The organism is Klebsiella sp. CSG-1, from assembly GCF_056521145.1.
Window position 1 is genome coordinate 1 of the sequence record NZ_JBWNLD010000003.1, and the last position, 14965, is coordinate 14965.

At 54.6% G+C, this 14965-nt stretch carries 13 protein-coding genes and 1 pseudogene; 7 read left to right on the top strand and 7 right to left on the bottom strand.

The genetic code is table 11. The annotated features are described in order from the left end of the window. Nucleotides 1–408 precede the first annotated feature (408 nt). Genes AC007G_RS08110 through AC007G_RS08125 form a run of 4 tightly spaced genes read left to right on the top strand, consistent with a single transcriptional unit; the run spans nt 409 to nt 2051 of the window. Entirely contained in the window at nt 409–813 is a 405-nt protein-coding gene (locus AC007G_RS08110; protein ID WP_088401959.1) for a putative holin, read from the top strand. Continuing rightward, nucleotides 800–1096, top strand: coding sequence for a phage holin family protein (locus AC007G_RS08115; protein WP_201405904.1), 297 nt, complete (start codon nt 800–802; stop codon nt 1094–1096). The genes AC007G_RS08110 and AC007G_RS08115 overlap by 14 nt, the downstream gene beginning before the upstream one ends. Next, entirely contained in the window at nt 1093–1572 is a 480-nt protein-coding gene (locus AC007G_RS08120; protein ID WP_479466579.1) for a TIGR02594 family protein, read from the top strand. Before AC007G_RS08115 ends, AC007G_RS08120 begins: the two co-directional genes overlap by 4 nt. After that, nucleotides 1569–2051: a DUF2514 domain-containing protein gene (locus tag AC007G_RS08125; protein WP_479466580.1), complete on the top strand. Its 483-nt coding sequence runs from the start codon at nt 1569–1571 to the stop codon at nt 2049–2051. Before AC007G_RS08120 ends, AC007G_RS08125 begins: the two co-directional genes overlap by 4 nt. Nucleotides 2052–2241: 190 nt before the next feature. On the opposite strand, the gene AC007G_RS08130 is transcribed toward AC007G_RS08125, so the two are convergent. Next, nucleotides 2242–3234 (bottom strand): nitrilase family protein, encoded by a 993-nt coding sequence (locus AC007G_RS08130; protein ID WP_142630062.1) that lies wholly within the window; start codon nt 3232–3234, stop codon nt 2242–2244. A gap of 94 nt (nt 3235–3328) precedes the next feature. On the opposite strand from AC007G_RS08130, the gene AC007G_RS08135 reads away from it, so the two are divergent. Beyond that, nucleotides 3329–4213: a LysR family transcriptional regulator gene (locus AC007G_RS08135; RefSeq protein ID WP_032686511.1), complete on the top strand. Its 885-nt coding sequence runs from the start codon at nt 3329–3331 to the stop codon at nt 4211–4213. Between the two features lie 26 nt (nt 4214–4239). Here AC007G_RS08135 and AC007G_RS08140 read toward each other — a convergent pair whose 3' ends face one another. Then, nucleotides 4240–5442, bottom strand: a complete 1203-nt coding sequence (locus AC007G_RS08140) for an MFS transporter (RefSeq protein ID WP_032695545.1) — start codon at nt 5440–5442, stop codon at nt 4240–4242. Nucleotides 5443–5515: 73 nt separating this feature from the next. Between AC007G_RS08140 and AC007G_RS08145 the strand changes: the two are divergent. Then, nucleotides 5516–6435: pseudogene (locus AC007G_RS08145) on the top strand (LysR family transcriptional regulator). A 42-nt stretch (nt 6436–6477) separates the two neighbouring features. On the opposite strand, the gene AC007G_RS08150 reads toward AC007G_RS08145, so the two are convergent. Further along, entirely contained in the window at nt 6478–6651 is a 174-nt protein-coding gene (locus tag AC007G_RS08150) for a YfgG family protein (protein ID WP_032686514.1), read from the bottom strand. A 370-nt stretch (nt 6652–7021) separates the two neighbouring features. Between AC007G_RS08150 and AC007G_RS08155 the strand changes: the two genes are divergently transcribed. Then, nucleotides 7022–9250 carry a sensor domain-containing phosphodiesterase gene (locus AC007G_RS08155; protein ID WP_064794212.1) on the top strand — a complete coding sequence of 743 codons (2229 nt, stop codon included), beginning with the start codon at nt 7022–7024 and terminating at the stop codon, nt 9248–9250. A gap of 42 nt (nt 9251–9292) precedes the next feature. Here AC007G_RS08155 and ppx read toward each other — a convergent pair whose 3' ends face one another. The 4 genes from ppx to purM all read right to left on the bottom strand — a co-directional run bounded on the left by ppx (nt 9293) and on the right by purM (nt 14844). Next, a complete protein-coding gene (gene ppx / locus AC007G_RS08160; RefSeq protein WP_032686517.1) occupies nt 9293–10831 on the bottom strand; it encodes an exopolyphosphatase in 1539 nt (512 codons plus the stop codon). Between the two features lie 3 nt (nt 10832–10834). After that, complete coding sequence (gene ppk1, locus AC007G_RS08165) at nt 10835–12895, bottom strand: polyphosphate kinase 1 (protein WP_032686518.1); 2061 nt, start codon at nt 12893–12895, stop codon at nt 10835–10837. A 273-nt stretch (nt 12896–13168) separates the two neighbouring features. Further along, complete coding sequence (purN, locus tag AC007G_RS08170) at nt 13169–13810, bottom strand: phosphoribosylglycinamide formyltransferase (protein ID WP_064794211.1); 642 nt, start codon at nt 13808–13810, stop codon at nt 13169–13171. Continuing rightward, the gene (gene purM, locus AC007G_RS08175; protein WP_032686519.1) at nt 13807–14844 is read right to left on the bottom strand and encodes a phosphoribosylformylglycinamidine cyclo-ligase; all 1038 of its coding nucleotides are present in this window, start codon (nt 14842–14844) and stop codon (nt 13807–13809) included. Before purM ends, purN begins: the two co-directional genes overlap by 4 nt. Between the last annotated feature and the right edge of the window lie 121 nt (nt 14845–14965).

Genomic DNA, 14965 nt, shown 5'->3' on the forward strand with positions numbered 1-14965 from the left:
TGTCAGGCTGGACAGTCTCATTGGCACAACAGCGCGGGTGATTTATACGACGCGGGTAGGCACCTCAAACGCAATTTTTAACGAGTTTGAGTTTGAATATTCGGGCACCGGTAGCCCACTGGATGAGGCCGAGACCGCACTCCGGGCCTCATTGTCAAGTTAGCAAGGATACATACATGATTGGCTGGAGTATAAGAAAATTCAACGCAGTTCTACTTATTTTTGCGTGGGGGATGATATTCCATGCGATTTTTGAGAATAACGACTGGATAGCTATGCTTGTTACTGCGTTTCTTCTTGGGTTCCAACTACGCAGATAGTATTACCATTTATCCACATATGAATTATTGTGTATGATGATCTTACCAACTTCAGGAGGTTCATCATGCATAGTAAACGGTGGTCACCATGTCAGGAACGCTAACCGCTGATACATTAAATCAGGGGCTTAGCTACGGTGCGCTGGCGGCGGTTGTCGCCGGAGTTCCGCCAGAAGTGGCGCTTGGTTCACTCGCCGGGGCGGTAATATTTGTTACCTCAGCGATCGAGTATCCTGTAAAGCGCCGCGTTCTTCTGTCCCTTCTCAGCTTTCTCTGCGGTCTTCTCTTCTACAAGCCAACAGCCTCAATCCTCATCGGCCTGGCAAGCATCATCCCCACAATCACGCAGGACTCGTTTGAGCGGGGCATCGTGTATTCCGCTGGCGCTTTTGTGGCGTCCATCGTCGCTGTGCGTGTTGGCATCTGGCTGTATCACCGTTCTGATAATCCTCGAGATTTAATCCCGGGAGGAAAAGACGATGACAGGCCATGATCTGTTGCTAATTGCAAACGCCATCATATGCGCCGGAATTGCGCTACGTGTGATGTTCTTTCAGCGCAACGGATCGCGGCACCGCCGGTGGGGAGGATGGATTGCCTATTTCCTGATTGTATCGGCGGCCAGCATTCCGGTGCGGGCGGCGTATTCATTCTTCTACCACTTCCCCATGACCGCAGATCTGTCTGAGGTCGTCATTAACGCTGTGATGCTTGCCGCTGTGCTGAAAACGCGCGGCAACGTCGTGCAAATTTTCAAAGTATCGAGGTCATCATGAGTGAGTTATCCTGGATCACAGAAGCACGCAAACATATTGGTCAGATGGAAATTAAAGGCCCACGCCATAACCCATTGATCCTCCAGTTCTGGAAAGACATTAAGCGCGGTGGCATTAAAGATGATGAGACGCCATGGTGTGCCGCATTTGTTGGGGCGATGTTGGAGCGATCAGGAATTAAGTCAACCAGATTCGAGTCGGCAAAATCATACCTTAACTGGGGTGTCCATATTCGCGATCCAGCATACGGCTGCGTAGTAATATTCAGTAGAGATGGCGGAGGCCACGTCGGATTTGTTGTCGGGCAGAAACAAAACGGTGACCTGATGGTGCTGGGCGGTAATCAGTCTGATGCAATTAATATCCGAGCTTTCTCACGAGACCGGGTTACTGGCTATCGCTGGCCGGTAAATGTGGCGAAGGATGGTAGAGAATTACCGTTAATGACCGGTTCCGCGTCGGTAAATGAATCATGATCACGGCATTAGTTAAAGCGTACTGGAAACAGCTGCTTATTGTCGCGATGCTTGCTGCTCTGGTGGCCAGCGGCGTTGTAGCATGGAATATTCACGGTGACAGACAGTACGACGCCGGGTATACGCAGGCGAAGGCTGATCGCAAAGCAGAAGATGAGAAAGCCCGTCAACATGACGAACAGGAGAAAGCAACCAATGAACGTGAGGCGCAGCAGAGGATCGACCAGGCGCGCAATGATGCTCTTGATGCTGCCGCTCGCGCTGGCCGGCTGCAGCAGCAACTCGTTGCCATCCGTGAGCAGCTCAGGCAGTATAACGCCACTGTCGGCGCTGGGTCGTCAGCCGCAGACACCGGAGTTTTGCTTGCCGACGTGCTCGAAAAATCTCTCGAACGAAACCGGCAACTGGCAGGATACGCTGACCGGGCAGTTGAAGCCGGAAGGGTCTGCGAAAGACAGTACGATGAACTAACCAGGTAGCATGGTATTTTTCATGGTACTGTTTCCCGGTGACGGTATATAAAACGGTATGCAGAATTTATCGTTTCATAAACTTGTTTTCAGTCAATTGGTTACGAGCACTGTAAATAATTGAGTGGGAATAACTCCCCGGCGTTGTTAAACGAAGCCCTCTGTTTTTACAGGGGGCTTTTTCTTTTCTGCCGCCGGATTAATGCTGAGTTTTATCGCTGAACTGGGGCACTTCCGTTGAGAAACGCGCGCTGCGAGCATCGCGTTCATAACCCTGATTCTGGCTCAGAATCGCATAGAGCTCGGGGCGTCTGCCGTGAATCCAGCGTCGGCCCGTGGACATGGTCAGCAGGCTTAAATCCAGCGTGGCGCAGACCAGGGTGTCTTCAAACGCATCGGTTTCTGCAATAATGCGGCCATAGGGATCGATAATCATCGCATTGCCGGTACGCACCTCCCCGTTGTCGAGCCCGACGCCATTGCTGAATAAGATAAACATCCCGTTATCGTGCGCTCTTGAGGGCAGCCAGCGGAGCAACCATTCCCGACCGTTACGGCCCTGGAACGCGGCTTTCAGCGCGTCAGGATCCTGATACCGGTTCTCCCAAAGGGCTATGGGTACGGGCTTCATCCCGAACGGGCTGCGGGAGTTCGTACCGCCGGTTTGATGAGGGGCCAGCAGGATATCCGCGCCCAGCAGCGCGGTAGCTCGTGCATTTTCCGTCAGATTATTGTCCCAGCAGATCAGAACGCCAACTTTCACTCCCCACGGCGTATCGAAGACGGTGAAGCTATCCCCCTGGTCTATCGCCGGATGTTCAAAGGCGTGCAGCTTGCGGTGGATATGTCTCTGGCCATCCGGCATACAAACGACGTAGGTGTTATACAGGCGATCGTCACTCGCTCTTTCAATCAGCCCCACGCCAATGGCCATCTGGTAACTTTGTGCCAGGCGGGCAATTCTCGCCAGGGAAGGACTGTCGTCAATGGGCTCGGCGAGCGACCCCACCTCTTCGGCGCTGAGATCGATAACGTGCCAGTAGCCGGTAATGCACATTTCGGGAAAGGCCAGAATGCGGGTACCTTCGCCGGCTGCCTGATGAATAAAGCGTTCCATAATGCCCAGGTTATAGGACTTATCATTAGCGCGGTGGCAGAACTGTACCGTAGCTACCTGAAGTTCGTTGTTCATAGGTCTCTTCTCGTTGCTAAAAACTGAGCGCATTACGCCAGCAGAGACACAGGATGTATAATCACGCTTTCTCCGCGTTTGATAAGGGACTGGAATGGACATCAGATTAATACGGGCGTTCGTCACCCTGGCCCAGCAGCGGCGCTACCATGCGGCGGCGGAGCGGCTTTGTTTGACCCAACCGGCGCTGACGAAACAAATCCAGACCCTGGAGCATCTGACGGGCATGACCCTTTTTCAGCGGGGTCGGCAGGGAGCACAGCTAACCGCGGCGGGGGAGGCTATCTATTCTCAGGCCTGCCATTTTGTGGCGCAGCATGACCAGTTTTGTGCCTGGACGGAGCAGGTCCGGCGCGGAAACGTCGGCACGCTGGCGCTGGGATTCGGCATCTCAACCTTCCAGTTGGCCCCGGCGCAAGTTAAAGCCTTTCGCCAGCAGTTTCCCGATATTGACGTCTCCCTCAACGATATCGCTTCCCACGAGCAGTATCGAATGCTGCTGGAGGGGCAGCTGCATGCCGGGTTCGTGCGGATGCCCGTTCCGGACGCGCTGGAGGCCCAGGCGCTGATGGAAGAGAGCCTGGTGCTTGCCGTGCCCGCTGGCGCAACGCAGGCGCTCCCGGATATCGCCTCGGTGCTCCGACAGTTCCCGCTGCTGCAAATTAACCCAAGGCGCGGCCGTGGGTTGGCACAGCAAACGGCGCATTTCCTGCAAATCAACCGCCTGACCGCTGACATTGTGGCGGATGCTGACGATATTCATACGCTGCTGGCGCTGGTTGCCGCCGGAAATGGTGTTGCGCTGCTTCCCGCCGGCGCATGTCATCTCCTGCCGGCAGGCATAACGCTCGTTACCGTGACGGGGGAGGGCGCGCAATGGCAGGTTGGCGTTGCCTGGAATCCACAGGTAGTGGACGCCGTCCGCGATCGTTTTATCGCGATGGTCTGTCGGAAGAACGGGGAGATACCTCCTCGCTAAGGCGCGTGCAGGTATCGCCACGAAGTTCAGGAATCAATGGCTGCCGGCATCGCCTCTGGAGGCTGGTCGGACTGGCTCCGGGCAATGGCCAGCGCCAGCCCGGCGACCACCAGCGTCAGCGCAGCGGAAACACCTAAGCTCCCCTGCACCCCGAACTGCTGATTTAACCAGGCGTAGACAAACGGCGAGGCGGCGGCCAGCAGCTGGGCGGGGATCAACAGGATACCGGTGCGGCTGGCGTAATCCTCGGCGGCAAAAAGCTGTAGCGGTAGCGTGGCCTTAAACACGGTCGTTAACCCATTGATGGCGCCATAGCCCAGCACAAATCCGCCGGCCGCCCAGATGAGATATGGCCCGCTCAGACCGAGGGCGAAACAGACCGGCATCAGCAACGTAGTCAGCAGCGTAAGTCGAAGCGGCGTGAGCACCGAACCCGAGGCGACCTCCAGAAAACGGGCGCCGGTCTGGCCAATGCCCCAGAGCATCCCCGCCGCCACCGGCAGACCGTAGTGGGCAATAAATTCCGGCAAATGGGTGGAGGTTCCGTTAGAAACAAACGTCACCAGCGCGATCAGCGCCGCATACAGCAGACCAACGCGTCTCTGCTGGTGAGAAGTGGGCCGATGCGCTTTCGGGGGTATCGCCGCCGGTCGCCTGGCATTCGGCATTCGCCAGAGCAACAGCGCGCTGAACAGGCCCAGCAGGCCATAAACCAGCAACGCCTCCCGCCAGCTCATCATCGTCAACAAAAATGCGCCCAGTGGCCAAAACAGAGCGGAAGCCAGGCCGCCAGCCAGCGTCACGCGGGAAAGGGTTCGTCTCGCCTGTTGTCCGTACAGATTCACCAGCGCGGCGAACAGCGCATCATACAGCGCCAGACGCATTCCGATACCGGTAAGTAGCCAGGCGCCCAGCCAACCGGATAGGGTAGGTACAGCGGCCATCAGGAAACAGCCTGCGGCGATCGCCAGCGTGCCGCTGACCACAATTTGCTGGCCGCCAAAGCGGGCCAGCAGGCGGGCGACAAACGGGGAGATTAGCGCCATTATCAACATGGCGATCGTCAGGCCGAGGTAGATTTGTGTCTCTGGCCAGCCGGTGTCCTGCCCGATAGCCCGGGCAAAAGTGCCCGGCATATAAAATGAAATTCCCCAGTTAATCAGCTGATTGCATCCAGCGGCAAGCGTCAGCATGGCGGGCGCGGCGCGTCTGTTTTCCGTATTTTTCATTCGTATCTCAGTCTGTTATGCAGTTGTCGGCAGCATAACCTGCGCGCTATTGTGCAGGCAGACTCGTTCGTTTATGACCCTTATAAGAGAAACTTTGAGATGACGACGCTTAATCTGGGAAATCTGGCTACTTTTCGACTGGTGGTACAGCGGGGGAGCTTCTCTGCTGCTGCGGATATCCTGGGGCTATCGCAGCCCGCGGTCAGCCTGCAGGTCCGTCAGCTGGAACAGTTTCTGCAGACCCGGTTGATTGAGCGGACCGGACGGGGGATTAAAGCGACGGCGGCCGGTATGGCTCTGCTGGCTCACGGTGACAATATTGAACGAGCGGTCAGCGCGGCGGTGCTGTCGGTCAGCGAGTTTAGTCGCGAAATCAGCGGCGCGATAACGCTCGGAACGGGGGCCACGGCCTGCATTCATCTGTTACCGCCTGTCTTACAGCAGTTGCGGCAGGCGCATCCGCTGCTGACGGTAGGCGTGACGACCGGCAATACGCTGGATATCGTGCGTGCCGTGGAGGAGAACCGACTCGATCTCGGACTGGTCACGCTTCCGGCGCACGGGCGCAACCTGGCAATAGCTCCGCTGGTGGAAGAGGAGTTTGTGTTTATTTTTGCCTGCGGACAGGATGCGCTGCCGCTGGAGCTGACGCCGGAGGTGCTGCAGGCGCTGCCGCTGATTGCCTTTGAGGCCGGAAGCGGAACCCGGGAGCTGATTGATGGCTGGTTTCGTGCTAGCGGGCGCGATATTTCGCCGGTGATGCAGCTGGGCAGCATTGAAGCCATCAAGCGAATGGTGCGTGCCGGACTGGGATACAGCATTGTTCCACGCATGGCGGTGGCGCATCATGACGATCGGCAGGGGTTACGCGTTCAATCGCTGACGCCAGTACTCCACCGTCAGTTGGGGGTCGTGATGCGTCAGGATAAAATTCTCAGCAAAGGGATCGGCGAAATGCTGCGCCTGCTGCGAGAGGTGCAGTTTACCGTTTAAAGCAATGTCATGCCGTACTGGCTGGCACCGTAATGTGCTGGCTTATTCCCGCGGCGTGGTATCAACCGGGAGCGTCGATTGCTGGGACTCGATCTTGTCCTGATGATGATACCAGGCGCCAATAGAAGAGTAGACAAAGCGTCCAAAGAAGAAGATAAAGCTGATAAGCAGTACGATACGGGTCATGCGACGGTTAAATCGATGTCGTTTACGCATACTGGGTGCCTGACTCACAAAAGGTTCCTTGAGGTATACCCACAACTGGGGCGATAAGGGTATTAAGGCACAGGAATGCAGCAGGGTCAATTGATGAGGATGTAAAAATCCGCCGCTCAAACATTACTTAATGTTATGTAAGATAATTATCACATTCACATCCTTTTTCTTTCATTCTAACAGACGCATAAAAATAAGCTTTATTAATCATAGCTAAAAGGTTTATTGATTTATATCAACAGTCCGCGTGTGCTGATAACTAAAATCTCTTGCCTGTTCCGCGTAGGTATTCCTTATGCGGCTAGGATGGTTAGGTTGGATGCCTGCCTGAATATACCCTGCGGGAATTTGGGTTATCTGTCGAGCATCAATGAAAATAATTAAACGATACAGACAATATCGGGATAAATGGTGGGCGCTGCCGCTGATTTTACCCCTACTTTTACTGCCTCTGGCACGAGGGGCAAATACCTATGCTGAGCTGGGCGGTAGTGAAGTTTCGCTTTACTATTTGCCGTTGGCGCTGGTCCAGAGTCTTATGCTGTTTTTTGATGTGGCGGCGCTGCCCGGCATTATCATCGGCCTGCTGTGCACCGTGGCCCGGGGAATGAGTCCGTGGGAAGCCATTGTGGTCGTTTTTCATTTTCTTATCCCGGCGGTTCTGTGCTGGGGCGGCTATCGGATTTTTGTGCCGCGCCGGCAGCATATTTACCATGGTAACGTGAGCCTGATGCCGTATCGTCTGTTCTGGCAGATGCTGCTGCCTTCGTTCATTTTTCTCGTGCTTTCTCAGGTTGCCGAGTATCTTGGCATGCACCCGCGGATGACGGAACTGGCTGGGGTTGATCCGTTAAGTTTACGCTCGCTGATTACTTTTCAGGCCTTGATGGTGGGCGGTTTAACCGGTGTTCCGCTGTGCTATTTCTTGATTCGTATTCTTCGCAATCCTTTTTATCTGCGTAGTTTTATTTCACAAGCGAAGTTACAGGTTGATCCAAAAATAAAATGTGGTGAATTTGTTTTATGGTCGATAACATTGTTAATGTTATTGGGTTTGTTATTAATACCGCTGAATGGTCAGAGTACGATATTTAGCACAAACTATACATTGTCATTACTCATGCCGGTAATGTTGTGGGGAGCGATGCGCTTTGGCTATCGCTGTATCGCAATGATTTGGACGCCGGTTTTAATCATCATTATTCACTTTCATTATCGCTATTTGCCTTTTTCTCCGGGATATGACAATCAGCTGGCCATTACCTCTTCGAGCTATCTGGTGTTCTCATTTATTATTACTTATATGGCCATGCTGGCGACCCAGCAGCGTCTGATTCATGCCAGGGTACGGCGGATGGCGTTTCTCGATCCGGTTGTCCATATGCCCAATTTACGGGCGCTGAGTCGGTCGCTGGACAGTTCAATGTGGTCGGTGCTGTGCTTTTTACGCATTCCTGAGCTGGAGCTGCTGGGGCGCCATTATGGCGTTATGCTGCGCATTCAATATAAACAAAAACTGGCTGAACATCTGGGCGACTTACTCCAGCCGAACGAGGCCGTTCACCATCTGTCAGGACACGAGCTGGTACTCCGTCTGAACAGCGGCGATCATAAGGCGCGTATTGCCGCGCTGGATGAGCGTATACGACAGTTTCGCTTTATCTGGGATGGTATACCTCTGCAGCCTGCGGTAGGGATGAGTTACTGCAGCGTCCGCTCACCGGTGAAGCACCTCTATTTGCTTTTAGGCGAGCTGAATAATATTGCAGATCTGTCTCTGACCAGCGGCCAGCCAGAAAATATGCAGCGTCGCGGGGCGGTGCATATTCAGCATGGCTTACGGGATAAAGTGGCGATGATGAACCAGATCCAGCAGGCGCTGGAGCAGAATCGTTTTTGTCTGATGGCGCAGCCGATCGTCGGTATTCGCGGTGACAACTATTATGAAGTTCTGCTGCGCATGGCGGGAGATGACGGGAAGCTCATTTACCCGGATGATTTTCTCCCGGTGGCGCATGAGTTTGGCCTGTCATCCCGTATTGACCTGTGGGTGCTGGAGAATACGCTCGCCTTTATGAACCAGCACCGCAAAGTTTTACCCGGGCTGCGGCTGGCGGTGAATCTTTCGCCGGCCTCCGTCAGCAGGAGCCAGTTCCCTGGCGAGGTGGAACGACTGCTGGCGCAGTATCATGTTGAACCGTGGCAGTTACTATTTGAGTTAACGGAAAACCATTCGCTCAGCAACCCTGAGCAGGCACGGCAAACGCTGGCGCATTTGCAGGCGCTGGGGTGTCGGGTGGCAATCGATGACTTTGGTACCGGCTATGCCAGCTACGCGCGCCTGAAAACTCTGAACGTTGATCTGCTGAAGATTGACGGCAGCTTTATTCGTAATTTGCACTCCAGCAGTCTTGATTATCAGGTCGTGGCATCGATTTGCCATCTGGCGCGGATGAAGAATATGCAGGTGGTTGCGGAGTATGTGGAAACGCCGGAGATTCGACTGGCGGCGCTGTCATTGGGGATTGATTATCTGCAGGGGTATGAGATTGGCCAACCGGTTCCACTGGCGTCTCTGGTGACGGCTGAAGCGAGTTGACGGGGAAGAAACGGGCCGGGTGAGAGCAACCCGGCCTCGGGACTAGTTTTTGCTGTCCGGCTCTTCTTCGGCGATTTTCAACAGCCAGTCAGGAACGCCTTCCCAGTACTGCTGTTCTTTTTCCAGATCGAGCAGCACCAGCGCATTCTGGCTGAACCAGTCGTGCGGGAAGACCAGCGTCCAGTGATTGGCTTCGGTCTTCAGCCTGAGCGTGGGCGGGGTGGTGGTCGCCTGACGCTGGTTGTTCAGCAAAATACCAAGGCGTAAAAGTTGAATGAGCGGCAGGAACTGCTTTTTCTTAAACAGCGTAAAGCGGGGCAAATCATCCAGCTTGATCGCTTTACGGTGATAGCGAACCAGCGTCGCCATCAGCATTTGCTGCTCCTGATTGAAGCCCGGCAAATCGCTGTTTTGCAGAATATAAGCCGAGTGGCGGTGCATTCCGCTGTGGTTAATATTCAACCCCACTTCGTGCAGCATCACCGCCCATTTCAGCAACGCCGACAGATTCGGGTTGTCCAGTTTGGGGTTCTGTTCCTGCCACTGCTCGAATATATGGGTGGTGGTTTCCAGTACCCGACGCGCCTGCTCACGGTCAATGTTGTACTGGTTTGCCAGACTTTGCGCGGTGCGGCTGCGGATATCCTGATGGCGAAAACGTCCCTCCATCTCATACAGCACGCCTTCACGCAGCGCGCCATCAGACAAGCGCAGCTCTTTGATCGCCAGCGCATCGAAAACGCCGCAGAGGATAGCCAGCCCAGGAGCAAACACCGCTTTGCGTTCTTCCGACAGACCCGGCAGGCTGAGCGCGTCAAAGTTTTTATACTTCAACACTTCATCCACCAGCATTTCAAGGCGTTCCGGGGTGATAAAACCGTCTTTCTCACCCATCGCCACCAGCACTTCCTGCGCAGCTTTAATGGTGCCGGAGGCGCCCAACGCCACATTCCAGCCCTGGATGCGGAACTGCCACGCCAGCGTTTCCAGCTTTTGCACGGCCGACAGACGCGCGCGCTGGAAATTCTCTTTGTTGATGGTGCCGCCGGGGAAATAGATCTGCGAGAAGCTGACGCAGCCCATACGACGGCTCTCAACCAGACGCGGTTCGAAATCCTCGCCAATCACCAGCTCCGTCGACCCACCGCCGATATCGATGACCAGCTTACGGCCCCGTTCCGGCTGCGTATGCTCGACGCCCATAAAAATCAGACGCGCTTCTTCGTTACCGGAGATTATCTCTATCGGATAGGGAATCACCTTTTCCGCGCGCTTGAGAAATTCCGCGGCGTTGGCGGCCTGGCGTAAGGTGTGTGTCCCGACGATGCAGACGCTGGAGGGAGAAAAACCCTGCAGGCGTTCGGCAAACAGCGACAGGCAATTAAGCCCGCGGGCGATCGCCTCTTCGCTGAGCACGGAATTTTCATCCAGTCCATCGGCCAGGTGAACCCGCTGTTTCAGGCGGCCGATGATCTGCATGGCTCCGTCGACGACGCGAGCGATCACCATATGAAAACTGTTTGAACCAAGGTCGACCGCAGCGAACTCCTGCGGGCGAGGGGTTTTTTCGTTTATTGGCATAGGTTAGTCGGGTTGTTCGAGTGATTTGAGATAATCGTAAATCGCCAGCTGTGCGCGCACTTTACGGCGATTGCCGCGCGGCACATAGCGATTACTCAGTTCTTTATCAAGATAGCGTGCTTTGACCGTATCGTTGAATAAGAGATCAAAAATATCCAGTACGCGCTGCTTCAAACGCGGATCCAGCAGCGGCGCGGCGACCTCAATACGGTAGTCAATATTACGCGTCATCCAGTCAGCAGAGGAGAGCCAAACCTGTTTGTCGCCGCCGTTTTCGAAAACATAGACGCGGTCGTGCTCAAGGAAGCGGTCGACGATACTGGTGACGCGAATATTTTCGCTGATCCCTTCCAGCCCAGGAATCAAAGAGCACATGCCACGAATCAACAGGTTAACGGGAACCCCGGAGCTTGACGCGGCATAAAGTCGATCCACCAGTCCTTTATCGACCAGGTTGTTCAGCTTCAGCGTGATGCCAGAAGGCTGACCGTTCTGGGCGTTGGCGATTTCTCTGTCGATCATTTCATACAGCAGGCGGCGCGAGTTCTGCGGTGAAACCAGCAGGTAATCGAAGCTCACCGGGCGATATGGGTTTTCGATAAAGTTAAAGACGCGGCGCACTTCATTGGTGATACGAGCATCTGCCGTCAGCAGCGAATAGTCGGTGTACAGACGAGCGGTTTTTTCGTTGAAGTTACCGGTCCCGATATGCGCATAGCGGACGACTTCGTCTCCCTCTTTGCGCGAGATCAGGAACAGCTTGGCGTGAATTTTCAGCCCCGGCGCGGAGAAGATAACGTGTACCCCCGCTTCGGTCAGACGTTTCGCCCAATGAATGTTGGCTTCTTCGTCGAAACGCGCCTGCAGCTCCACCACCACGGTGACTTTTTTCCCGTTATGGGCGGCGTGGATCATCGAGTCGATGATGCGTGAATCTTTGGCAACGCGATAAATATTGATTTTGATTGCCAGCACGCTCGGATCGAATGAGGCCTGGCGCAGCAGTTCCAGCACGTGCTCAAAGGTATGATACGGGTAGTACAGCAGCACGTCGCGTTCGCGAATGGCATCAAACCCGTTGCGGAACTTATCGAACCAGGTGTGGCGCAGGCGCGGCAGCGGCTTGTTGACCAGATTAGCCTTACCGACGTTCGGGAAGCCGATAAAGTCTTTAAAATTATGATAGCGCCCGCCGGGCAGCATTGAGTCATAGCGTGAAATGGAGAACATCTCACGCAGCATTTCAACCATGGTGTCCGGCATATCGCGCTGATAAACAAAACGCACCGGTTCCGCCGTCAGACGCTGTTTCAGACTTGAAGACATCAGCTCCATCAGGCTCGACTCCATCTCGTGCACCAGATCGTACTCGGCGTCACGGGTCATTTTCATCGAGTAGGCGTTCAGCGCATCGTAGTCAAAGAAGCCTTTAAAGATATCATCGAGGCAGTAACGCAGGATGTTATCAAGCAAGATCATTGGTTTGCGGCGACGCGGTGCTTCCGGCGGCAGATTGACGAACCGCGGGACTTTATCTGACGGAATCTCCAGCAGGGCGTAGTTGATGGTCTCCCCGCGGATGATTTCGACCGCCAGATAGGTGTAATCATCTTTCAGGAACTGGATCAGGTCCGTTTCAGGGTTAATCAGGATCGGGGTGATGTGCTGACGCAGGTACTGTTTAAAATAGTTGCGTAGCCAGGACTGCTGATTCACCGAGAGCTGGCGTTCATTGATCAAAAAGATCTGGTTACGCGCCATTTCCAGCAGCAGCTCATTATACAGGCTGTCAAATTCCTGATCGGCCTTCAGAACGCGGGCCTGAATTTTGCCTAACAAATGGCGAGAATGGGCGGTACTCCCTTGTTCTTCGCTAATTATGATGCGGCGCTTAAGTTCAGCGAAGCGCACTTTATAAAATTCATCGAGGTTGTTGGAGTAGATGCCCAAAAAGCGCATGCGCTCAATCAGTGGATTGCTTTTATCCGCCGCTTCCTGAAGTACGCGTTCGTTAAAGGACAACCAGCTGAGTTCTTTCTCGATATATAGCTTTTCCTGGCCCATTACAACTCACACTCCGGTTGATTGATGTTGCTTTTTCATTATGGCGAGCTTTGCCATTGAATGTCCAACTATGTCAAAGAAGTATGACAGTTTTCTTTCAATGTGCTGTGAACAAAAACGATGGCGAGCGAGTGCCCATATTGTGTGCAAAGCGAGGCCGTGCCTGGAGATTAACAGGGCAAAAATCATCGTTGATTTGAACAAAACCGGGGGAAAGCGGCTGGCGCTGAACCAATAAAAGGCGCCTCTGGCGAGTGCCGGAGACGCTGATGATTATTCTTCGGCCGCATGGCCCTGCGGCGGCAGAGGGGCGTTATCAAGCCAGGCCTGATTCCCCTCCATGCGCAGACGACCGTCCACAAACCAGCTCACCACCAGCGGATAGATGGCATGTTCCTGAGCCTGCACGCGGGCGGTAATCTCGTCTTCGCTATCCCCGGCAAAAACCGGCACTTTGGCCTGCAGAATGACCGGACCACCGTCGAGCTCATCGGTGACGAAATGCACCGAGGTACCGTGCTCCTCATCACCGTTTTCCAGTACCTGGCGATGCGTATGCAGCCCCGGGTATTTTGGCAACAACGACGGGTGGATATTCAGCAGGCGCCCCTGATAATGGGCGACAAACGCCGGACTAAGGATCCGCATGTAGCCTGCCAGCACTACCAGATCCGGCGCATAAGCATCGATCTCATGCATCAGCTCGCGATCGAAGGCTTCGCGATTGGCAAACTGGCTGGCCGACAACGCATGGGCCGGGATACCGGCCTCACGCGCGCGTTCAAGGCCGAACGCGTCGGCCTTATTGCTGAATACCGCTCTCAGGGTGCCGTTAATCTGCTTTCGGGCGCAGGCATCAATTATCGCCTGCAAATTGCTTCCGTTACCGGAAATCAGCACCACAATGTTTTTCATTCAATGACCACACGCTGTTCGGAATCAGAAGCTTTGATATAGCCGATTTTCCACGCGTTTTCACCTTTCTCGTTCAGCAGCGCGATGGCGCTGTCGGCGACGTCTGCCGGCAGGGCGATAACCATGCCGACGCCGCAGTTAAAGGTACGGTACATTTCATGGCTGCTGACGTTACCGGCCTGCTGCAACCAGTTGAACACTTCTGGCCATTGCCAGGAGGACTCGTCGATGACCGCCTGGGTGTTATCCGGCAGAACGCGCGGAATGTTTTCCCAGAAGCCGCCGCCGGTCAGGTGGGCAATCGCGTGGACTTCAACGTTAGCAATCAGGTCCAGCACCGACTTAACGTAGATGCGGGTCGGCGCCAGCAGATGGTCGGCCAGCGGCGAACCATTCAGATCGGTGGTCTGCGGATCGACGCCGCTGACTTCGATAATTTTGCGCACCAGCGAGTAGCCGTTGGAATGTGGACCGCTGGAGGCCAGCGCGACCAGCACGTCGCCATCGGCAACTTTGCTACCATCGATAATTTCTGATTTTTCTACTACGCCGACGCAAAAGCCCGCGACGTCATAGTCATCGCCGTGGTACATGCCCGGCATTTCCGCCGTTTCGCCGCCAACCAGCGCACAGCCTGACTGCAGGCAGCCTTCTGCGATGCCGCTGATGACGCTGGCTGCCGTATCGACATCCAGTTTACCGGTTGCATAGTAGTCGAGGAAAAACAGGGGTTCTGCCCCCTGGACCACCAGGTCATTGACGCACATCGCCACCAGGTCAATACCGATAGTATCGTGGCGCTTCAGGTCCATCGCCAGCCGCAGCTTGGTGCCGACGCCGTCAGTGCCGGAAACCAGAACCGGCTCGCGGTATTTTTGCGGCAATGCGCACAGTGCGCCGAATCCGCCCAGTCCACCCATCACTTCCGGGCGTCGGGTTTTCTTCACCACACCCTTGATACGGTCGACGAGCGCGTTGCCTGCATCAATATCTACGCCGGCATCTTTATAGCTGAGAGAGGTTTTATCGGTCACTGCGAAATCTCCACACATTTGCGGTAGCAAGAAAAATCGGCGCAATTCTAACAGGGAAAGCAAACGTTTGCGAGCCTGCTTTGCAGTCGGCGTTAATCGGCTGCGATATGAACAAATTTGA